20 protein-coding genes are annotated in these 20,959 nt (G+C 58.4%); 13 read left to right on the top strand and 7 right to left on the bottom strand.

Annotation, left to right across the window (positions count from 1 at the left end; genetic code table 11):
• The first annotated feature begins 84 nt into the window (after positions 1 to 84).
• Both BN3796_RS17995 and pbpG read left to right on the top strand, forming a co-directional pair.
• A complete protein-coding gene (locus BN3796_RS17995) occupies positions 85 to 672 on the top strand; it encodes a Yip1 family protein (RefSeq protein ID WP_061709720.1) in 588 nt (195 codons plus the stop codon).
• A 167-nt stretch (positions 673 to 839) separates the two neighbouring features.
• Positions 840 to 1,769, top strand: a complete 930-nt coding sequence (gene pbpG, locus BN3796_RS17990) for a D-alanyl-D-alanine endopeptidase (protein ID WP_061709719.1) — start codon at positions 840 to 842, stop codon at positions 1,767 to 1,769.
• Between the two features lie 34 nt (positions 1,770 to 1,803).
• Here pbpG and BN3796_RS17985 read toward each other — a convergent pair whose 3' ends face one another.
• Entirely contained in the window at positions 1,804 to 2,358 is a 555-nt protein-coding gene (locus BN3796_RS17985; protein ID WP_061709718.1) for a GNAT family N-acetyltransferase, read from the bottom strand.
• Between the two features lie 93 nt (positions 2,359 to 2,451).
• The gene (gene dld, locus BN3796_RS17980; RefSeq protein WP_061709717.1) at positions 2,452 to 4,218 is read right to left on the bottom strand and encodes a D-lactate dehydrogenase; all 1,767 of its coding nucleotides are present in this window, start codon (positions 4,216 to 4,218) and stop codon (positions 2,452 to 2,454) included.
• Positions 4,219 to 4,399: 181 nt separating this feature from the next.
• On the opposite strand from dld, the gene bglX reads away from it, so the two are divergent.
• The 5 genes from bglX (at position 4,400) to BN3796_RS17955 (ending at position 10,593) form a co-directional block, all read left to right on the top strand.
• Positions 4,400 to 6,697, top strand: a complete 2,298-nt coding sequence (gene bglX, locus BN3796_RS17975; protein WP_061709716.1) for a beta-glucosidase BglX — start codon at positions 4,400 to 4,402, stop codon at positions 6,695 to 6,697.
• A 144-nt stretch (positions 6,698 to 6,841) separates the two neighbouring features.
• Positions 6,842 to 7,759 (top strand): glycine betaine ABC transporter substrate-binding protein OsmF, encoded by a 918-nt coding sequence (gene osmF / locus BN3796_RS17970; protein ID WP_061709715.1) that lies wholly within the window; start codon positions 6,842 to 6,844, stop codon positions 7,757 to 7,759.
• A gap of 12 nt (positions 7,760 to 7,771) precedes the next feature.
• Positions 7,772 to 8,929, top strand: coding sequence for an ABC transporter permease (locus tag BN3796_RS17965; protein ID WP_061709714.1), 1,158 nt, complete (start codon positions 7,772 to 7,774; stop codon positions 8,927 to 8,929).
• Positions 8,922 to 9,872, top strand: a complete 951-nt coding sequence (locus BN3796_RS17960) for an ABC transporter ATP-binding protein (RefSeq protein ID WP_061709713.1) — start codon at positions 8,922 to 8,924, stop codon at positions 9,870 to 9,872. The genes BN3796_RS17965 and BN3796_RS17960 overlap by 8 nt, the downstream gene beginning before the upstream one ends.
• Complete coding sequence (locus BN3796_RS17955; RefSeq protein ID WP_061709712.1) at positions 9,856 to 10,593, top strand: ABC transporter permease; 738 nt, start codon at positions 9,856 to 9,858, stop codon at positions 10,591 to 10,593. The genes BN3796_RS17960 and BN3796_RS17955 overlap by 17 nt, the downstream gene beginning before the upstream one ends.
• On the opposite strand, the gene BN3796_RS20420 is transcribed toward BN3796_RS17955, so the two are convergent.
• Together BN3796_RS20420 and mlrA are read right to left on the bottom strand one after the other, a co-directional pair.
• A complete protein-coding gene (locus BN3796_RS20420; RefSeq protein WP_073885276.1) occupies positions 10,568 to 10,681 on the bottom strand; it encodes a protein YohO in 114 nt (37 codons plus the stop codon). The genes BN3796_RS17955 and BN3796_RS20420 overlap by 26 nt on opposite strands.
• A 59-nt stretch (positions 10,682 to 10,740) precedes the next feature.
• Positions 10,741 to 11,481 carry an HTH-type transcriptional regulator MlrA gene (gene mlrA / locus BN3796_RS17950; RefSeq protein ID WP_061709711.1) on the bottom strand — a complete coding sequence of 247 codons (741 nt, stop codon included), beginning with the start codon at positions 11,479 to 11,481 and terminating at the stop codon, positions 10,741 to 10,743.
• 217 nt (positions 11,482 to 11,698) lie between these two features.
• On the opposite strand from mlrA, the gene BN3796_RS17945 reads away from it, so the two are divergent.
• From BN3796_RS17945 to BN3796_RS17935, 3 genes are read left to right on the top strand one after another with little or no spacing between them, the layout of a single operon-like run.
• The gene (locus BN3796_RS17945; protein ID WP_061710057.1) at positions 11,699 to 13,387 is read left to right on the top strand and encodes a sensor histidine kinase; all 1,689 of its coding nucleotides are present in this window, start codon (positions 11,699 to 11,701) and stop codon (positions 13,385 to 13,387) included.
• Positions 13,381 to 14,100: a two-component system response regulator BtsR gene (btsR, locus tag BN3796_RS17940; protein WP_061709710.1), complete on the top strand. Its 720-nt coding sequence runs from the start codon at positions 13,381 to 13,383 to the stop codon at positions 14,098 to 14,100. Before BN3796_RS17945 ends, btsR begins: the two co-directional genes overlap by 7 nt.
• Before the next feature lie 46 nt (positions 14,101 to 14,146).
• Positions 14,147 to 14,617 carry a YehS family protein gene (locus tag BN3796_RS17935; protein ID WP_061709709.1) on the top strand — a complete coding sequence of 157 codons (471 nt, stop codon included), beginning with the start codon at positions 14,147 to 14,149 and terminating at the stop codon, positions 14,615 to 14,617.
• 112 nt (positions 14,618 to 14,729) lie between these two features.
• Here BN3796_RS17935 and metG read toward each other — a convergent pair whose 3' ends face one another.
• A complete protein-coding gene (gene metG / locus BN3796_RS17930; protein ID WP_061709708.1) occupies positions 14,730 to 16,763 on the bottom strand; it encodes a methionine--tRNA ligase in 2,034 nt (677 codons plus the stop codon).
• A gap of 164 nt (positions 16,764 to 16,927) precedes the next feature.
• Here metG and apbC point away from each other — a divergent pair, with 164 nt between their 5' ends.
• On the top strand, positions 16,928 to 18,037 hold the full coding sequence (apbC, locus tag BN3796_RS17925) for an iron-sulfur cluster carrier protein ApbC (RefSeq protein WP_061709707.1): 1,110 nt from the start codon (positions 16,928 to 16,930) through the stop codon (positions 18,035 to 18,037).
• Between the two features lie 90 nt (positions 18,038 to 18,127).
• Here apbC and BN3796_RS17920 read toward each other — a convergent pair whose 3' ends face one another.
• Both BN3796_RS17920 and BN3796_RS17915 read right to left on the bottom strand, forming a co-directional pair.
• Positions 18,128 to 18,613, bottom strand: a complete 486-nt coding sequence (locus BN3796_RS17920) for a GNAT family N-acetyltransferase (RefSeq protein ID WP_061709706.1) — start codon at positions 18,611 to 18,613, stop codon at positions 18,128 to 18,130.
• Positions 18,558 to 18,890, bottom strand: a complete 333-nt coding sequence (locus BN3796_RS17915) for an RcnB family protein (protein WP_061709705.1) — start codon at positions 18,888 to 18,890, stop codon at positions 18,558 to 18,560. The genes BN3796_RS17920 and BN3796_RS17915 overlap by 56 nt, the downstream gene beginning before the upstream one ends.
• Before the next feature lie 490 nt (positions 18,891 to 19,380).
• On the opposite strand from BN3796_RS17915, the gene BN3796_RS17910 reads away from it, so the two are divergent.
• On the top strand, positions 19,381 to 20,520 hold the full coding sequence (locus BN3796_RS17910; protein ID WP_061709704.1) for a polysaccharide export protein: 1,140 nt from the start codon (positions 19,381 to 19,383) through the stop codon (positions 20,518 to 20,520).
• Positions 20,508 to 20,954, top strand: coding sequence for an arsenate reductase/protein-tyrosine-phosphatase family protein (locus BN3796_RS17905; protein WP_061709703.1), 447 nt, complete (start codon positions 20,508 to 20,510; stop codon positions 20,952 to 20,954). Before BN3796_RS17910 ends, BN3796_RS17905 begins: the two co-directional genes overlap by 13 nt.
• Positions 20,955 to 20,959 lie beyond the last annotated feature (5 nt).

The following is a 20,959-nucleotide window of genomic DNA, read 5'->3' as shown; positions in this document are numbered from 1 at the left end:
ATTTTTGCGGCTGTACAAAAAATAATCTACAGCCTGCATTATACTTACCTCTGGTGCTAACCTCGCCGACAACAAGGGGGCTGTATGAACCATGTCTGGGGACTTTTCTCCCATCCCGATCGTGAAATGCGGGTCATCCGCAACGAAAACGAAACGGTCGCGCATCATTACACGCACCATGTCCTGTTGATGGCTGCGGTGCCGGTGATCTGCGCATTTATCGGTACGACGCAAATCGGCTGGGACTTTGGCGACGGCAACGTCGTCAGGCTCTCTCTCATGACGGGGCTGCTCTTTGGCGCCGCCTTCTATGGCCTGATGCTGGCCGGGGTGGCGGTGATGGGGCTGGTTATTCACTGGATGGCGCGCCGTTATCCGCAACGCCCGCCGCTCACCAACTGCATGGTTTTTGCGGGCTATGTGGCGACGCCGCTTTTTTTAAGTGGCATCGTGGCGCTCTGGCCGCTGGTGTGGCTCTGCGCACTGGCAGGGGCGGTGGCGCTCTTCTATACCGGCTATCTGCTCTTTATCGGTGTTCCCGCCTTTCTTAATATCAACAAAGAAGAGGGGCTCAATTTTTCCGGTCCCACCCTGGCGATTGGCGTCCTGTTACTGGAGGTGCTGCTGGCGCTGACGGTGATCCTCTGGGGCTACGGATACCACCTCTTTTGAGGAAAAAGCATTGCTGGCGTAAATGCCAGCAATGCAGCATTTCAACATGATTCTTCACTGGCGACATCCCGCCAGGCCCGCTATCATGCCTTAGCCAGCCTGTGTTTGCCCGTTAACGCAGGCAGCGTACGTCATCACGTGCATGAATAATTATCTGAAATCTCGCCATGCTCAAACTCCGCGTTTCACTACTTAGCCTTGCGCTGATTCTGGCTGTGCCCGTTGCCACGCCGGTACTGGCAAACACCGCTGCGGCTACCACCGCCACCCAGCCGGAAATCGCTTCCGGTAGCGCGATGATTGTCGATCTCAATACAAACAAGGTGATCTACGCCAGCCATCCCGATCTGGTGCGGCCGATCGCCTCCATTACCAAGCTGATGACCGCGATGGTGGTGCTGGATGCCCACCTGCCGCTGGACGAGACGCTGAAGGTGGATATCAGCCATACGCCGGAGATGAAAGGCGTATACTCCCGCGTGCGCCTTAACAGCGAGATCAGCCGTAAAAATATGCTGCTGCTGGCGCTGATGTCCTCGGAAAACCGCGCTGCCGCCAGCCTTGCCCACCACTATCCGGGCGGCTACGACGCCTTTATCCGCGCGATGAATGCCAAAGCGAAAGCGCTGGGTATGACTAACACCCATTTTGTTGAGCCGACGGGGCTGTCGATCCATAACGTCTCCACCGCCCGGGATTTAACCCGCCTGCTGATCGCCACCAAACAGTATCCGCTGATTGGCCAGCTCAGCACCACGCGGGAAGATATGGCGACCTTCTCCCATCCCGCCTATACGCTGCCGTTCCGTAACACCAACCATCTGGTTTACCGTAACAACTGGAATATTCAGCTGACCAAAACCGGCTTTACCAACGCCGCTGGCCACTGTCTGGTGATGCGGACCGTCTTTAACGGCAAGCCGGTGGCGCTGGTGGTGATGGATGCGTTCGGCAAATATACCCACTTCGCCGACGCCAGCCGTCTGCGGACATGGATTGAAACCGGGAAGGTGATGCCGGTGCCTGCGGCGGCGCTGAGCTATAAAAAGCAGAAAGCGGCGCAGATGGCGAGCGCGCAGACCGCGCAGAACGATTAAGCGATGATGGCCCGGCGGAAAACCGGGCCAGCGTTTATTCCGGCAACGTCCAGTCGCCCTCATTGAGGGGGCGCTGCATAATCAGCGTATCGCGCCAGTTTCCCTTCTTGTAGCCGACGCTTCTGAGCTGTCCGGCCACTTCAAATCCGTGCTTCTTATGCAGACGCAGCGAGCCGGGATTATTATGTCCGTCGCCAACTACCGCAATCAGCTGTCGCCACGGGCCCTCTTCACAGCGCGCGATCAGCGCAGAGAGCAGGGCGCTGCCAAAGCCACGCCCGGTGGTGCTGGCATCGACGTAAATCGACTCCTCCAGCGTAAAGCGGTAAGCCGGGCGGGGACGGTAATAAGAGGCGTAGCAATAACCCACCACCACGCCGCGGTAAAGCGCCACCAGCCACGGTAACCCTGCCTCAGTCACCTTCTCCATGCGCTGGCGCATTTCTTCGTCGGTAGGGGGAACCTCTTCGAACGAGGCGCGTCCGTTAAGAACATGCCAGGCGTAGATGGCTGCAATCGCGTGGACATCGTCAGGCTGCGCGTCGCGTACCTCGGTCTCGGACGCAGATAAAATATCAATGGCGGCCATGAGCTGCTTACTCCCAGAAAGAAAGGCCGGAGAGCGCTCTCTCCGGCGGGGTAAAGCTACTCTATTATGATTGTGGTAACGTTAACAATCATTTCAGTGCGGCTTTATCGTCTCTTCCATAGAGGGGGAGGTGGAGTCTGCTGAAGGCGCGTTTTCCTGCCAGTATTTCTTCTTCGTGGTTTTGCCGATGCCGGGGTTCATGCTGTTTGTCGGATCGTTTTCACGATAAAATTTCTTCAGCGTCTCCGGCGCTTCGTAGAGATGGCCGACGTTGTGCTCCGCCGGATATTGCGCGCCGCGCGCGCGCAGCAGCTCCAGCATCTCCTCTTTCAGCGCATGGGCATCCACCCCTTTTTTGACGATATAGTCCTGGTGGAAGACGTGGCACATAAAATGGCCGTAGTAGAGCTTATGCACCAGTTTGCTGTCGATCTCAGGCGGTAGCCGCTCAAACCAGTCGGTGTCGTTACGGCGCAGGGCGATATCCAGCGCCAGAATATCCTCCACCTCTTCGGAATGGACCGCCTGATAACGAATGGCGGCCCCCGCGGCGGCAAAGCGATGCAGGAAAGCTTTGCTCCCTTCTTCCGGCGTACAGGCGAAGAAATCCCCTTCGGCGGTTTTGAAAAATTCCGTCAGCCAGGTTTGCGCTTCCGCCACCCCGTCACCCGCCATCTTCAGCAGCAGGTGATGCTCGTAGCGGTCGCGCCAGCTCTTCATCCGTGAGGGAAGATGCGCCGGAAAGACATTGCCGATTTTCTGCATAAAGCGGTCGGTAAAGTGCGGCTTAAAGAGCGAGACTTTTTCCAGCATCGCATCGGTTCGCCCCTTCATGGTGAAGAAGAAAGGCATCTTGTCGGTGCCAAGCTTGTCGATCATCAGGAAGGTATCTTTCCCGTAGCGCTCGGCGATGTCGTAAATGTCCCGGTGCATATACTCGCCCGCTACCGGCAGGCTGGCGAACTGGCCGAGAATATGGCGGCGGATCTCGGTCAGTACCTCGGGCTGGTTGGTGCCGATGTAAAAGACCTGCTGATTTTTCTCCGCTACAAAGGTGTCGAGACGCACGGCAAAAACCGCCAGCTTGCCGGCACAGCCGGAAGATTCAAACAGGCGGTCCGGGTCGGCGTTATAGCGCGCGGGGGTATCGGCCTCAATGTCGCGCACCCGGGTGACATAGTCGCGATCGTGCGCCGGGCGGCCATCGTGCTGCACATCCTCGTCGCGCACCCGGTCATCATCCAGCTTGCTGAGGATCTGCTCCGGCGTTACCCCTAAGTCGATTCCCAGATGGTTCACCAGCTGAAGTTTGCCGTTCTCATCGATGCGGGCAAAGAGCGACATCTCGGTATAGGCCGGGCCGCGTTGTACCAGCGAGCCGCCGGAGTTATTGCAAATCCCGCCCACGACAGAGGCGCCGATGCAGGAAGAGCCGATCACCGAATGAGGCTCGCGACCCAGCGGCTTGAGCGCTTTTTCCAGCGAATAGAGGGTCGTGCCGGGATAAGCCAGCACCTGTTCGCCTTTATCCAGCAGGTGCAATTTATCGAGGCGCAGGGTGCTGATAATGACAATGTCGCGATCGTAGTCGTTCCCGTTTGGCGTGGAGCCTTCGGTAAGACCGGTGTTCGCGGCCTGCATCAAAATGATTTTGTCTGCGGCCACACAGGCGCCAAGAACGCGCCATAATTCCAGAAGCGTGCCGGGAAAGACCACCGCCAGCGCGTCGCCCTGGCCGGAACGGAAGCCCTTACGGTAGCGGGCGGTTTTGGCCGGGTCGGTGAGCAGGTGAGCATCGCCAACCAGGCGCGACAGTTCGCGAATGAAGAGATCGTTATTTTGCGTTCGAACAGAAGACATCTTCCACTCCTTGTGGTGGGGAAATTCTGTAAAGCATAGCGCGATTAAAGGTTAAGCGAACGCGTATTTATGAGAAAAATCAGAGTATAAACCTGCCCGCGTTGGGGTGTTTATGGCACACTGCGTTTTTCGCAAGCGTTGGCCGACGTTGCCGGCAGTTATTTGAGAGAGTAAAAACGACATGAAATGGCTATGTTCTTTAGGTGTCGCGGTGAGTCTGGCGCTACAGCCTGCTCTGGCTGACGAACGGACGGATGCGCATCCGTTAACGCCGCAGGCCCGTGACGCTTTTGTCAGCAAGCTGCTCAAGGAGATGACGGTCGATGAGAAGATCGGCCAGCTGCGCCTGATAAGCGTCGGTCCGGATAACCCGAAAGAGGCGATCCGCGAAATGATTAAAAAGGGTCAGGTAGGCGCCATTTTTAACACCGTCACCCGACCGGATATCCGCGTTATGCAGGATCAGGCGATGGCGCTAAGCCGCCTGAAGATCCCGCTCTTCTTCGCCTTCGACGTGGTACACGGCCAGCGGACCGTTTTCCCAATCAGTCTTGGCCTTGCCTCCTCCTTTAACCTTGACGCGGTGAAAACCGTCGGCAAAGTCTCCGCTTATGAGGCCGCGGATGATGGCCTGAATATGACCTGGGCGCCGATGGTCGATGTTTCGCGCGATCCGCGCTGGGGCCGCGCGTCGGAAGGCTTTGGCGAAGATACCTACCTGACCGCCATGATGGGTAAAACCATGGTCGAGGCGATGCAGGGCAAAAGCCCGGCGGATCGCTATTCCGTAATGACCAGCGTGAAGCACTTCGCCGCCTACGGCGCGGTGGAGGGGGGCAAGGAGTACAACACCGTCGACATGAGCTCCCAGCGGTTGTTTAACGACTATATGCCGCCCTACAAAGCGGCGCTGGATGCGGGCAGCGGCGGGGTGATGATCGCCCTGAACTCGCTTAACGGCACGCCGGCCGCCTCGGACCCCTGGCTGCTGAAAGATCTGCTGCGCGGCGAGTGGGGCTTTAAGGGGATCACCATCTCCGACCACGGCGCGATTAAAGAGCTAATTAAGCATGGCACCGCCGCCGACCCGGAAGATGCGGTTCGCGTAGCGGTGAAGTCCGGCGTGGATATGAGCATGGCGGACGAATATTACAGTAAATACCTGCCGGGCCTTATCAAGAGTGGCAAGGTGACGATGGCGGAGCTGGATGACGCCGCCCGCCACGTGCTGAACGTCAAATATGATATGGGGCTGTTTAACGATCCATACAGCCATCTGGGGCCGAAAGAGTCCGACCCGGTAGATACGAACGCCGAAAGCCGCCTGCACCGTAAAGAGGCGCGCGAGGTGGCCCGCGAAAGCCTGGTGCTGCTGAAAAACCGCCTCGATACCCTGCCGCTGAAAAAGAGCGGCACGGTGGCGGTGGTGGGGCCGCTGGCGGACAGCAAGCGCGACGTGATGGGTAGCTGGTCCGCCGCGGGCGTGATCGATCAGTCTGTAACCGTGCTTACCGGCATTAAAAATGCGATGGGTGAAAGCGGCAAGGTCATCTATGCCAAAGGGGCCAACGTTACCGACGATAAGGGCATTGTTGACTTCCTCAACCAGTACGAACCGGCGGTGCAGGTAGATGAACGCACTCCGCAGGCGATGATCGATGAAGCCGTAAACGCCGCGAAGCAGGCGGATGTAGTCGTGGCGGTTGTAGGGGAAGCGCAGGGGATGGCGCATGAGGCGTCGAGCCGTACCGATATCACCATTCCCCAGAGCCAGCGCAACCTGATTGCCGCCCTGAAAGCGACCGGCAAGCCGCTGGTGCTGGTGCTGATGAACGGACGTCCGCTGGCGCTGGTGAAAGAGGATCAGCAGGCTGACGCCATGCTGGAGACCTGGTTTGCCGGCACCGAAGGCGGTAACGCCATCGCCGACGTCCTGTTCGGGGATTACAATCCCTCCGGCAAGCTGCCGATCTCCTTCCCGCGTTCGGTAGGGCAGATCCCGGTCTACTACAGCCACCTTAACACCGGGCGTCCTTATAACGCCGATAAGCCGAACAAGTACACCTCCCGCTACTTCGACGAAGCCAATGGTCCGCTCTATCCCTTTGGCTATGGCCTGAGCTACACCACCTTTAAGGTCTCGCCGGTGAAGATGTCCGCCCCGTCGATGAAGCGTGACGGCAGCGTCACCGCCAGCGTGGAGGTGACCAATACCGGCAAGCGGGAAGGGGCGACGGTCATCCAGATGTATGTGCAGGATGTCACCGCCTCCATGAGCCGCCCGGTTAAGCAGCTGCGCGGCTTTGAGAAGATCGATCTCAAACCGGGTGAAACCAAAACCGTCAGCTTCCCGATTGATGTGAATGCCCTCAAGTTCTGGAACCAGCGGATGAAATACGATGCGGAACCGGGCAAATTCAATGTCTTTATCGGCCTCGATTCCGCCCGCGTTAACCAGGGCGAGTTCGAACTGCTGTAATCCCTCCCTTTTGCCCCCGCTTGTCGGGGGCAAATCTTTTCTTCACTAAAAAACCTCTCCTGCGGCTACGTTAATACGGCGATTTTCGACTACGCTTTTCACTCAAGCCTATGAAAAAGGCGGCAAAATAATGAGGAAAGCGTGATGACACTCTCAAAGGGGATGCTGGGTTCTGTGGCGCTGCTGGCGGCGCTCAGCCTGCCGTTGCTGGCAGCCGAGCCGGTAAAAGTGGGATCAAAAATTGATACGGAAGGGGCGCTGCTGGGGAATATCATCCTGCAGGTGCTGGAGAGCCACGGCGTTAAAACGGTAAATAAAGTGCAGCTTGGCACCACGCCGGTGGTGCGGGGGGCGATCACCTCCGGCGAGCTGGATATCTACCCGGAATATACCGGCAACGGCGCCTTTTTCTTCAAGCAGGAGAACGATGCGGCCTGGAAAAATGCGAAAGAGGGCTATGAGAAGGTGAAGAAGCTGGATGCGGAGCAGAACAAGCTTATCTGGCTTACTCCGGCCCCGGCTAACAACACCTGGACCATTGCCGTGCGCAAGGATCTGGCGGAAAAAGGCAAGCTCACCTCTCTGGCGGATCTGAGCCGTTACCTGAAAGAGAAGGGAGAATTTAAGCTTGCCGCCTCGGCGGAATTTATTGAGCGCCCGGATGCGCTGCCCGCCTTTGAAAAAGCCTATGACTTCAGCCTTGAGCAGAGCCAGCTGCTGTCGCTGGCAGGTGGCGATACGGCGGTGACCATCAAGGCCGCTGCCCAGCAGACCTCCGGCGTTAACGCGGCGATGGCCTACGGCACCGACGGCCCGGTGGCGGCCCTGGGGCTGCAAACGCTTACCGACCCGAAAGGGGTGCAGCCGATTTATGCGCCCGCGCCGGTGGTCCGCGAGGCGGTGCTGAAAGCGTATCCGCAACTGGACGAATGGCTGAAGCCGGTCTTCGAAAGCCTGGATGAAAAAACGCTCCAGCAGCTTAACGCCAGCATCGCGGTGGAAGGGCTGGATGCGAAAAAGGTGGCGGCAGACTATCTGAAGCAAAAAGGACTGGTGAAGTAACAGGACAGGGCTGTGCCGATAACATGTCATAACCGCGTGCTGATGCTGCTGGCGTTAGTGGCGCTGGCGGCCTGCGCGCTGCCGTTTGTGAATTTCGCCCCTAACCGGCTGGTTTCCGGCGAGGGGCGCGCGCTCTGGCAGGTGTGGTCGTTTGGCCTCGTCCCGATGGTGGCGGCGCTGGGGATTATCCTGGCGCTGTCGCTGCGGCGCGGGCGGCGGTCGCTTATCCTGACGCTTCTGGTGTGCGAACTGCTCTTTGCGCTGCTGACCTGGAGCGCCGGGCAGGCGGCCAGCCACCTCGCCAGCGTGGAGACGCCTCTCGCCCGCACCTCCATCGGCAGCGGCCTGTGGCTGTGGATGGCGCTCTGCCTGCTGGCCTGTAGCGACGCCATTCGCAGGCTGACCCGACACCCGCTGTGGCGCTGGCTACTGCATGCGCAGCTATGGATTTTACCGCTGGCGCTGCTCTTCAGCGGCGAGCTTAACCACCTCTCTCTGCTGAAGGAGTACGCGAATCGTCAGGAGATTTTTGACAACGCGCTGCTTCAGCATCTGACCATTCTCATCGGCACGCTGGTCCCGGCGCTGCTGATTGGCATTCCCGTTGGTCTCTGGTGTCACCGTCGTCCCTCCCGGCAGGGCGGGGTGTTTGCCGTGTTGAACGTTATCCAGACTATCCCTTCCGTGGCGCTGTTTGGCCTGCTGATCGCCCCTCTGGCGGGGCTGGTGAAGGCACTTCCGGCGCTCGCCTCGCTGGGGATCGCCGGGACAGGGTTGACGCCCGCGCTGATCGCGCTGGTGCTTTACGCCTTGCTGCCCCTGGCGCGCGGCGTCGTGGCCGGGCTGGATCAGGTTCCGGCGGATGTGCTGGAGAGCGCCAGCGCCATGGGCATGAGCGCGCGCCAGCGTTTTCTGCAGATCCAGCTGCCGCTCGCGCTGCCGCTGCTGTTGCGTAGCCTGCGCGTGGTGGCGGTCCAGACGGTGGGCATGGCGGTGATTGCGGCGCTGATTGGCGCAGGCGGATTCGGGGCGCTGGTCTTTCAGGGGCTACTCAGCAGCGCGCTGGATCTGGTGTTGCTGGGCGTTATCCCGACCATCGCCCTGGCGGTGGTGGTAGATGCCCTGTTTGCCCTGTGGCTGGCCCTGATTGAGGGGAAAAAAGATGATTGAGTTCCAGAACGTAAATAAAAGCTTTGCCGGGCAGCAGGCGGTCAGCGACCTGAATCTGCATTTTGCGGAAGGGGCCTTTTCAGTGCTGATTGGCACCTCCGGCTCCGGAAAATCGACCACCCTCAAGATGATCAACCGGCTGGTGGAGCATGACAGCGGCATGATCCGCTTCGCCGGGGAGGAGATCCGCAGCCTGCCGGTGCTGGAGCTGCGCCGCCGGATGGGTTACGCCATTCAGTCCATCGGCCTCTTTCCGCACTGGACGGTAGCGCAGAATATCGCCACCGTGCCGCAGCTGCAAAAATGGCGGCGGCAAAAAATCAGTGAGCGGGTGGAGGAGCTAATGGCGCTGCTGGGGCTGGACAGTACGCTGCGCGACCGCTACCCGCACCAGCTATCCGGCGGGCAGCAGCAGCGCGTGGGGGTGGCGCGGGCGCTGGCCGCCAATCCGCAGGTGCTGCTGATGGATGAGCCGTTCGGCGCGCTCGATCCGGTAACCCGCAGCGCGCTGCAAGCGGAGATGACCCGCATTCATCGCATTCTTGGTCGCACCATCGTGCTGGTAACGCACGACATCGACGAGGCGCTACGTCTGGCCGATCACCTGGTGCTGATGGATGGCGGCAGGGTGGTGCAGCAGGGAACTCCCCTGAGCCTGCTCACCGATCCGGCCAGTGATTTTGTCCGGGAATTTTTTGGCCGCAGCGAACTGGGCGTGCGCCTGCTCTCCCTGCGCAGCGTGGCGGACTGTATGCGCCCGACGCCGGGGCTGGCGCTGGGCGAGCCGCTGCAGGCGCAGATGAATCTGCGCGAGGCGCTCTCGCTTTTTGTCGCCCGCCGCTGCGAGATCCTGCCGGTGGTGGATGAGACAGGCGCGCCGTGCGGCACGCTCTATTTTCGCGATCTGCTGGAGAGGGAGGCGGCGCATGAAGTGGGTGCGTGATCCGCTCCTCTGGCTGGCTGCGCTGCTGGCGGCGCTGCTATGGCTGATGCCTCACAGCGGGCCGCTCTTCGCCGCGCTGTTTCCTGAACTGCCGCGCCCGGTCTATCAGCAGGAGAGCTTTATCAGCCTGATGCTGGCCCACTGCTGGCTGGTGGGGATATCCAGTCTTATCGCCGTGGTGCTGGGTGTGGGGGCGGGGATCGCCGTGACGCGCCCGGCTGGACGGGAGTTTCGCCCGCTGGTGGAGACCATCGCCGCCATCGGTCAGACATTTCCTCCCGTCGCGGTACTGGCAATTGCGGTGCCGGTCATCGGCTTTGGTCAGCAGCCCGCCGTTATCGCCCTGATCCTCTATGGCGTACTGCCGGTTTTACAGGCGACGCTGGCGGGGCTGGCGGCGGTGCCCGAAGCGGTGCTGAGCGTGTCGCAGGGAATGGGGATGAGCCGCACGCAGCGGCTGCTGCGCGTGGAGCTGCCGCTTGCCGCGCCGGTTATTATCGCGGGGATCCGCACTTCGGTGATCGTGAATATTGGTACGGCGACTATCGCCTCAACGGTGGGCGTCAGCACGCTCGGCACGCCGATTATTATCGGCCTGAGCGGCTTTAATACGGCCTATATTCTTCAGGGGGCACTGCTGGTGGCGCTGGCCGCCATCGTTGTGGATCGCGCCTTCGAGCGGCTGGCGCGCTTTATCAGCCGACACCGCCACGAACGATAAAAGAGTAGCCCGCCAGCATAACGCCGCCGATGCCGCCGATAGCCATACAGGCGAAAAGAATAATGACGGCGATTTTGCTTGTTTTCATCATGTGCTCCTGTTGTTAACTGAATAATTATACGGTGAAGCACACCTGTTAATGAACCATTAAATGCGGGATTGGCCGAGCGGATAGACCGCATAGCCATGCTGGCGCCACTCGTTGAGGGACTGCTGCTGGGCGGGAGTGGGGAGATCGCCGCACCAGACCAGCAGCGTCTGGCCTTCAAACAGCTCCGGTCGCAGCTGCGCCAGCGAGTGAGCCAGCACGTCAACCCGCCATCCCTGCTGGGCGGCGATCCACGCCTCCAGCCACAGGCGGGTGGTGTCGTGAACGTTCCATCCCACCACCAGCGCATCCTTGCCGCCGCGTTTGCGCGCCGAGGCGAGGCATACGGAGATATAGTTAATCAGCACGCCGTCGAGCATGCTTAAGAGGGTCTGTAAGGTGGTTTGCTGACTTTGCAGGCGGCGGCGCAGCGGAATAAAGAGATGGACAATGAGCGTCTGCGCGGGGTGATCCCGACCCTGCTCATGGAGCCACCCCCGCAGACGTTGCAGATTGCCCGCCTGCAGCAAGCGCAGCAGGAACTCCTGCTGTTCGCGCCATTCGCTGTGGCTTTCCGCCCCTTCCTGGCTCAGGAGCATTTTGACTTTGCTCACCTGCACGCCGTTGTCGATCCAGCTTTTGATCTCCCGGATGCGATCGATGTCCGCCTCGTTAAACAGGCGATGGCCGCCGTCGGTGCGCTGCGGCTTAAGCAGGTCATAGCGACGCTGCCATGCCCGCAGCGTGACCGGATTAATATCACAGAGCAATGCCACTTCACCTATCGTGTACAGCGCCATCTCCGCCCCCAGGCTTACGCATACCCAGAATAACTGTAGACGCGGATCGACGAACCAGGAAGAATTGTCCGTTTGTCGGCATAAAACCCGGAGCGGGGCAATTTGTGGCGAAACGGTGTGATCCCCGGCACGATTTTTACGTTTTTTGCAATGCTTCAAAGAAAGTGAAGAGGCATCAGTGTATGTTACGCGCTTTAAGCAGGTGCGGTTTGCGGGTATGTACGAATTTAATCTGGTGTTGCTGCTGCTTCAGCAGATGTGCGTGTTTCTGGTTATCGCCTGGCTGATGAGCAAAACGCGACTTTTTATCCCGCTGATGCAGGTCACCGTGCGCCTGCCGCACAAGCTGTTGTGCTACGTCACCTTCTCCATCTTCTGCATTCTCGGCACCTATTTCGGGCTGCATATCGAAGACTCCATCGCCAATACCCGCGCCATTGGCGCCGTCATGGGCGGGCTGCTGGGCGGCCCGGTCGTCGGCGGGCTGGTGGGGCTCACCGGCGGATTGCACCGTTACTCCATGGGCGGCATGACTGCATTGAGCTGTATGGTCTCCACCATCGTGGAGGGGCTGCTGGGCGGGCTGGTTCACAGCTATCTGATCCGCCGCGGCAGGCCGGATAACGTGTTTAATCCCCTCACCGCCGGGGCGATCACCTTCGTCGCCGAGCTGGTGCAGATGCTCATCATTCTGCTTATCGCCCGTCCCTTCGACGATGCGCTGCATCTGGTGAGGAATATCGCCACCCCGATGGTGGTAACCAATACCGTCGGCGCGGCGCTCTTTATGCGTATCCTGCTCGACAAGCGGGCCATGTTTGAAAAATATACCTCCGCCTTCTCCGCCACCGCGCTGAAGGTGGCTGCCTCCACGGAGGGGATCCTGCGCCAGGGGTTTAACGAAGAGAACAGCATGAAGGTGGCGCAGGTGCTCTGGCAGGAGCTGGATATCGGCGCGGTGGCGATCACCGATCGCGAAAAGCTGCTGGCTTTTACCGGCACCGGTGACGATCACCATCTGCCGGGCAAGCCGATCTCGTCGGCCTATACGCTTCGCGCGATAGAGACCGGCGAAGTGGTCTACGCCGACGGCAACGAAGTGCCCTATCGCTGCTCGCTCCATCCCCAGTGCAAGCTCGGCTCGACGTTGGTTATTCCCCTGCGCGGGGAGAACCAGCGGGTGATGGGCACTATCAAGCTCTATGAGCCAAAAAACCGGCTCTTCAGCTCTATCAACCGTACCCTGGGGGAGGGAATCGCGCAGCTGCTCTCGGCGCAGATCCTCGCCGGGCAGTATGAGCGGCAGAAGGCGCTACTCACTCAGTCGGAGATCAAGCTGCTGCACGCCCAGGTCAATCCCCATTTTCTCTTTAACGCGCTCAATACCCTGAAAGCGGTGATCCGCCGCGACAGCGAGCAGGCCACCCAGCTGGTGCAATTTCTCTCTACATTCTTTCGCAAGAACCTGAAGCGTCCTTCGGAGATTGTCACCCTGGCTGACGAGATTGAGCATGTGAACGCCTATCTGCAAATAGAAAAGGCGCGTTTTCAGTCGCGCCTGCATGTGTCGCTGTTCGTTCCGGACGAGCTGGCTTACCAGCGGCTGCCCGCCTTTACCCTGCAGCCGATTGTGGAGAACGCCATCAAGCATGGCACTTCTCAGCTGCTGGGCAGGGGGGAGATCGCCATTACCGCCAGCTGTTTTAATCACCATCTGGTACTGGACGTGGAGGACAACGCTGGCCTTTACCAGCCCGACGCGCAGTCGGGCGGGCTCGGGATGAGCCTGGTGGATAAACGGCTGCGCGCCCGTTTCGGCGACGACTGCGGCATTGCCGTGATTTGCGAGCCGGACCGCTTCACCCGCATTACCCTACGACTGCCCATGGAGGAAAACGGATGTTAAAAGTGCTGATAGTGGATGATGAGCCATTGGCGCGGGAAAACCTGCGGGTGCTGCTGGCGGAACACCCTGAGATAGAGATTGTCGGAGAGTGCGCCAATGCAATTGAAGCGATCGGCGCGGTGCATAAGCTGCGCCCGGATGTGCTCTTTCTGGATATCCAGATGCCGCGTATCAGCGGTCTGGAGATGGTGGGGATGCTCGACCCGGCGCACCGCCCCTATATCGTCTTTCTGACCGCTTTTGACGAGTATGCGGTGAAAGCGTTTGAAGAGCATGCGTTTGACTATCTCTTAAAGCCGATTGAAGAGAAACGGCTGGAGAAAACTCTCGCCCGTCTGCGCCACGAGCGCAGCGCGCAGGATGTGACGCGGCTGCCGGAGCACCAGCAGCCGCTGAAATTTATCCCGTGCACCGGACACAGCCGCATCTATCTGCTGCAGATGGATGACGTGGCGTTTGTCAGCAGCCGTCTGAGCGGCGTCTTTGTCACCAGCGCAGAGGGGAGTGAAGGGTTTACCGAGCTGACCCTGCGCACGCTGGAGAGCCGGACGCCGCTGCTGCGCTGCCATCGTCAGTACCTGGTGAATATGGCGCATCTGAAGGAGATCCGTCTGGAAGAGAATGGCCAGGCGGAGCTGGTACTGCGCGCAGGACAGACGGTGCCGGTCAGCCGCCGCTACCTGAAGAGCCTGAAAGAGGCGATTGGGCTGTAAAACTGGTACACTGCGCGCTATTGCATTACTCGATCATAAGGCTCTCATGCTTAGTAACGATATTCTCCGCAGCCTGCGCTATACGCTGAAGGCAAATAACAACGATATGGTGCGCATCCTTGCCCTGGCGGGCATGGAATCCACCTCCGCCGGGTTCGACACCTGGATGACCAAAGAGGATGAGGAGGGCTTCGTGCGCTGCCCGGATATCATCCTGTCGGGCTTCCTGAACGGCCTTATCTACGACAAACGCGGCAAGGATGAGTCCGCGCCCGAGCTGGCGCTGGAGCGTCGCGTTAACAACAACACGGTGCTGAAAAAGCTGCGTATCGCCTTTTCCCTGAAAACCGACGACATTCAGGCCATCATGACGGAGCAGAAGTATCGCGTCTCGATGCCGGAGATCACCGCCATGATGCGCGCGCCGGATCATAAAAACTACCGCGAGTGTGGCGATCAGTTTATGCGCAATTTCCTGCGCGGGCTGACCCACCGGGTGCATAACGCGAAATCGTGATGGTTTTGCCGGGGGGCGGCTTCGCCTTACCCGGCCTGCAAAACCGCAGGCCCGCGCAAGCGTAGCGGTGCCGGGCAAAAAAAAAGCCGGATTTCAAATCCGGCTTTTTCGTTTATTTCACCTGCTGGCCTGGCTTCGCCCCTTCGTCAGGGCTTAACAGGAAGATATCTTTCCCGCCCGGGCCTGCGGCCATCACCATCCCCTCGGAGATGCCGAAGCGCATTTTACGCGGCGCCAGGTTCGCCACCATCACCGTCAGACGGCCAACCAATACCTGCGGATCGGGATACGCAGAACGAATACCGGAGAAGACGTTACGCTTCTCGCCGCCCAGATCCAGCGTCAGACGCAGCAGCTTGTCGGAACCTTCCACAAACTCCGCGTTTTCAATCAGCGCCACGCGCAGGTCGACTTTAGCGAAATCATCAAACGTGATGGTTTCCTGGATCGGGTCATCGGCCAGCGGGCCGGTAACCGGCGCGGCGGCGGCTTTTACTTCTTCTTTTGAGGCTTCCACGAGGGCATCTACCTGTTTCATATCGATACGGTTATACAAGGCTTTAAAGGCGTTCACCTTATGACCGAGCAGCGGCTGCGCGATGGCATTCCAGCTCAGTTCGGTATTTAAAAACGCTTCGGCGCGAGCGGCAAGTTGCGGCAGAACCGGCTTCAGGTAGGTCATCAGCACGCGGAACAGGTTGATGCCCATGGAGCAGATAGCCTGCAGATCCGCGTCGCGGCCTTCCTGTTTAGCGACAACCCACGGCGCCTGCTCGTCCACATAGCGGTTAGCCAGATCCGCCAGCGCCATAATTTCGCGCACCGCTTTACCAAACTCGCGCGCTTCCCACGCTTCACCGATGGTCTCTGCCGCGTCGGTAAAGGTTTTATAGAGCTGCGGGTCAGCCAGATCCGCGGCCAGCATGCCGTCGAAACGTTTAGTGATAAAGCCCGCGTTCCGCGACGCCAGGTTCACCACTTTGTTGACGATATCCGCGTTTACGCGCTGTACGAAATCTTCCAGGTTAAGGTCGATATCGTCGATGCGCGAAGAGAGTTTCGCGGTGTAGTAGTAGCGCAGGCTGTCGGCGTCAAAATGGTTCAGCCAGGTGCTGGCCTTAATAAACGTGCCGCGGGATTTGGACATCTTCGCGCCGTTTACCGTCACGTAGCCGTGGACGAAGAGGTTGGTCGGCTTGCGGAAGTTGCTGCCTTCCAGCATCGCTGGCCAGAACAGGCTGTGGAAGTAGACGATATCTTTGCCGATAAAATGGTAGAGCTCGGCGGTGGAATCTTTCTTCCAGTATTCATCGAAGCTTGTGGTGTCGCCGCGCTTGTCGCACAGGTTCCTGAAGGAGCCCATGTAGCCGATCGGCGCATCCAGCCAGACGTAGAAATATTTGCCCGGCGCGTTCGGAATTTCAAAGCCGAAGTAGGGCGCATCGCGGGAGATATCCCACTGCTGCAGGCCGGATTCAAACCACTCCTGCATCTTGTTCGCCACCTGCTCCTGCAGCGCGCCGCTGCGGGTCCACGCCTGCAGCATTTCGCTGAACGACGGCAGGTCGAAGAAAAAGTGTTCGGAATCACGCATCACCGGCGTGGCGCCGGAGACTACCGATTTCGGCTCGATAAGCTCGGTCGGGCTGTAGGTCGCGCCGCACACTTCGCAGTTATCGCCATACTGGTCCGGAGATTTACACTTCGGACAGGTACCTTTCACGAAACGATCCGGCAGGAACATCCCTTTTTCCGGATCGTAGAGCTGAGAGATGGTACGGTTTTTAATAAAGCCGTTCTCTTTCAGACGGGTGTAGATCAGCCCGGCCAGCTCGCGGTTCTCGTCGCTGTGCGTGGAGTGATAGTTATCGTAGCTGATGTCAAAACCGGCAAAATCGGTCTGATGCTCCTGACTCATTTCAGCGATCATCTGCTCCGGCGTGATGCCTAGCTGCTGCGCTTTCAGCATGATCGGCGTGCCGTGGGCATCGTCAGCGCAGATGAAGTTCACCTCGTGGCCGCGCATTCGCTGGTAACGGACCCAGACATCAGCCTGGATATGCTCCAGCATGTGGCCGAGGTGGATGGAGCCGTTAGCGTACGGCAGGGCGCACGTCACCAGAATTTTCTTCGCGACTTGAGTCATAGTGAGTATTACTTCTTTTAACAGTGAAAAGGGGGTTTGATGTTACCCGAAAGGGAATATCTACGCCAAGTGATAAGGGCATTAATCCATAAATGAATAATTACTGTCTCTGGGGTAAACTGGATAGTTACCAGGTCTTTTAGAACAACGACAAAGGAGTCGGGATGAGTTCGCAATCCCAGGCCAAATCCCCGGAGGCCTTACGGGCCATAGTTGCCGGGACGCTGGCTAATTTTCAGCACCCCACCCTGAAGCACAATCTCACCACCCTCAAGGCGCTGCACCACGTGGCGTGGCTGGATGAGACGCTTCATATTGAACTGCAGATGCCGTTCGTCTGGAAGAACGCCTTCGAGGTGTTAAAAGAGCAGTGCAGCGCCGAGCTGCTGCGCATTACCGGCGCAAAGGCGATCGACTGGAAGCTGTCGCACAATATCGCCACGCTGAAGCGGGTGAAAAACCAGCCGGGCGTGAACGGCGTGAAAAACATTATCGCCGTCAGCTCCGGCAAGGGCGGGGTAGGTAAATCCTCTACCGCAGTAAACCTGGCGCTGGCGCTCGCCGCTGAAGGGGCGAAGGTTGGCATTCTGGACGCCGATATTTACGGTCCTTCCGTGCCGGCTATGCTTGGCGCGGAAAATCAGCGGCCCACCTCGCCGGACGGCACCCACATGGCGCCGATTATGGCGCACGGGCTGGCGACCAACTCCATCGGCTATCTGGTAACCGACGATAACGCCATGGTATGGCGCGGCCCGATGGCCAGCAAGGCGCTGCTGCAGATGCTGCAGGAGACGCTCTGGCCGGATCTCGACTACCTGGTACTGGACATGCCGCCGGGCACCGGTGATATCCAGCTGACGCTGGCGCAAAATATTCCGGTAACGGGGGCGGTCGTGGTGACCACGCCGCAGGATATTGCGCTGATCGACGCCAAAAAAGGGATCGTGATGTTCGAGAAGGTCGAGGTGCCGGTACTTGGCATCGTCGAAAATATGAGCATGCATATCTGCAGCAACTGCGGCCACCACGAGCCGATCTTCGGCACCGGCGGGGCTGAGAAGCTGGCCGAGCAGTATCACACCCAGCTTCTGGGCCAGATGCCGCTGCATATTACGCTGCGCGAAGATCTGGATGCCGGTAAGCCGACCGTCGTGAGCCGCCCGGCAAGCGAATTTGCGGAGATTTATCGTCAGCTGGCGGGACGCGTGGCGGCGCAGCTTTACTGGCAGGGCGAAGTGATCCCGGGTGAGATTGCGTTTCGCGCGGTATAAGTTTATTGCGCCACATTGCCGGGAGGCGGCTGCGCCTGCCCGGCCTACAGACTGCGATGTTGTAGGCCAGTGGCGCCGCGCCATCCGGCGTTAACGCAACCGGTAATGCATCAGATAATACTCTCCCTCAGGAGAGTCGCCCGTCGCCTCTATGTGCCAGCCGTGGCGCTGGTAAAAGGCCGTCGCCTGCTCGTTTCTTACCAGGCACTTCAGCGCCCCCGTACTGGTAAACGTCCTTTGCACCTGCTCCAGCAATAAACCGCCCACCCCCTGGCGCTGGTGCTGCGGATCGACAAAGAGGTTGTGCAGAAAATTATCCTGCGGGCTGACGGAAGCAAACCCCACGCGTTCGCCTGCCTGCTCCGCCACCCAGATCTGCTCGTTGAGCGTGGCCGCATCAAAGTCCTCCAGCTGCCAGCCGCTGCCATCCAGCCACGGCCAGGCCTGCCGGCGCGCATGCAGATAGAGGGTACGCAGAAAAGGGCGATCGCTCTCCCGCCAGGGACGAACCTCGACGCGCTTAACGGTGATAGAAGATATCTCCGTTGTACACTTTAAGGATTTTGCCGTCCGTATTGTTAATCAGGACGTAGTTTTCACCCATATAGGTCCAGTGCGTGCCTGCGTCAGGCGCAGGGAGATTACGCAGCTGATACTGCTTGATGGTGTACTCCGGGGTCTGGTAGATCGCCGGGGCGGTATCGCCAATCTTAAATTTCGTAAAATCGGCGATAAACTCTTGTTCTTCATAAGCCTGGATGCCTGAAGGGGCCGCGGCCGGCTGGGGAGCAGCCTTCGCCGCGCCCGTCAGAGCCAAAAACATACCCAGAAGCAGCAATTTACGCTTAGCCATTTTTTCTCCGGTTAACTTATAGCTTACTGATGCTATTGCCCGCTGCCTTTCCAGCGCGGCAAAAACCTTATCTTATTTGCCTGCGCGACGCGCGTTTAAGAAAAAATGTAACAAAAGTGATCAAAAAATCCCACCCTCAGGTCCATTAATTATTTTTCTGATGAATACATGCTTTGCTTTTTACTTATAGGATTAATTAATAACTTAATATTTTCCTAAAAAGTTCCGGCAATCCCTTTTTCTCTCTTTAGAAACATGATTTTTACATTCCCAGGGTTTACAATTTCTCGCCGAGAAAATATGCGTTAATTTAATTATTTTAAATGTCTGCTTTGCCTGTGGCTAATTGTAAGGAAACCCTGATTATCAGCGTTTATATATAACCATTTAGAATTTTTATTTCTTAACTATTTGAATGTATTGTTTTTTAAAGAGTTCCCGGCGTCGCCATCTGTACGGGTGACTATGATATTAATGACAGAAGTCTATAATGAAAAAAATAGTAAATCTCCTCGCGATTTTTTTAATTACCACTCAGATTAGCGGGTGCGTAATTATGCCTGGGCAACATCTGACCACGTCAGGCAAAAAAGTAATAAGCACCGATGATAAAGATTATGATCTGGATAAACGCGTCGACGTTTATCCCGTAACCCCTTCTTTGATTGAACGCATGCGATCCGCGCCAGCTAAATCTCAGGATAATCCTAAACTCGACGAGCAGCTGAAGCAGTGGGAATACCGTATCGGTGTGGGCGATATTTTGAACATCACCGTGTGGGATCATCCGGAGCTGACCACGCCTGCGGGCCAGTATCGCAGCGCCAGCGATACCGGCAACTGGGTCGATGCCCGGGGTAACCTTTTTTATCCCTATATCGGCAAGCTGCACGTCGCAGGGAAAACCACCCCTGAGGTGCGCGACATGATCGCCTCCCGTCTGGAGCGGGTCATTGAAAGCCCGCAGGTCGACGTCAGCGTGGCCGCTTTCCGTTCACAAAAAGCGTACGTCACGGGCGAAGTGGTTAAATCGGGTCAGCAGCCGATCACCAACATTCCGCTTACGGTAATGGACGCCATCAACGCGGCGGGGGGCCTCTCCACCGACGCCGACTGGCGAAACGTGGTGTTGACACATAAGGGAAAAGATACCCGCCTCTCCCTCTATGCCCTGATGCAGCATGGCGATCTGACGCAAAACCGGCTGCTTTATCCTGGCGATATTCTGTTTATTCCCCGTAACGACGCGCTGAAGGTGTTTGTGATGGGCGAAGTGGTTAAGCAGAGCACGCTGAAGATGGATCGTAGCGGGATGACGCTGGCCGAGGCGCTCGGCAGCGCGGGCGGGCTGAACCAGAATATGGCCGACGCGACGGGCATATTCGTGATCCGCTCGGTGCAGAAAAAGGCACCTTCTGAAAAAATCGCCGCCATCTATCAGCTTGACGCGAAAGATGCCTCGGCGATGGTGCTGGGCACCGAATTTCAGCTTCAGCCCTACGATATCGTCTATGTCACCACCGCGCCGCTGTCGCGCTGGAACCGGGTCATCTCCCAGCTCGTGCCGACGATCGCCGGTGTACATGACCTTACCGAAACGGTTCGCTATATCCGCTCGTGGCCGCAATGACGTTTGGCTCAATCCTGGTGGTCTGCACCGGCAACGTTTGCCGCTCGCCCATAGGGGAGCGCCTGTTGCGTCAGGCTCTGCCACAGATGCGCGTCGCCTCGGCGGGCCTCGCCGCTCTGGTGGGGCAACCGGCAGACGCGCTTGCCAGGCGGGTGGCCGAACTGAATGGCGTGTCGCTGGAAGGGCACGTGGCGCGCCGGCTGACAGCGCAGGTTTTACAGGAATATGAACTGATTCTGGTGATGGAGCTGGCGCACCTGGATCATATTTCGCGCATAGCGCCTGCCTGCCGGGGCAAGGCGCTGCTGTTTGGCCAGTGGCTGGCGCGGCGGGAAATCCCCGATCCGTATCGTAAGAGCGTTGACGCGTTTGAACATGTATTCGCCCTGCTTGGCAGCGCGAGTCAGGAATGGGCTCAGAGATTGAGCCGCTAAGGAGC

It is taken from the genome of Pseudenterobacter timonensis, from assembly GCF_900021175.1.
GTDB lineage: Bacteria > Pseudomonadota > Gammaproteobacteria > Enterobacterales > Enterobacteriaceae > Enterobacter > Enterobacter timonensis.
The sequence above is the reverse complement of the archived record's forward strand: the minus strand, read 5'-3'. Positions and strand labels throughout refer to the sequence as shown.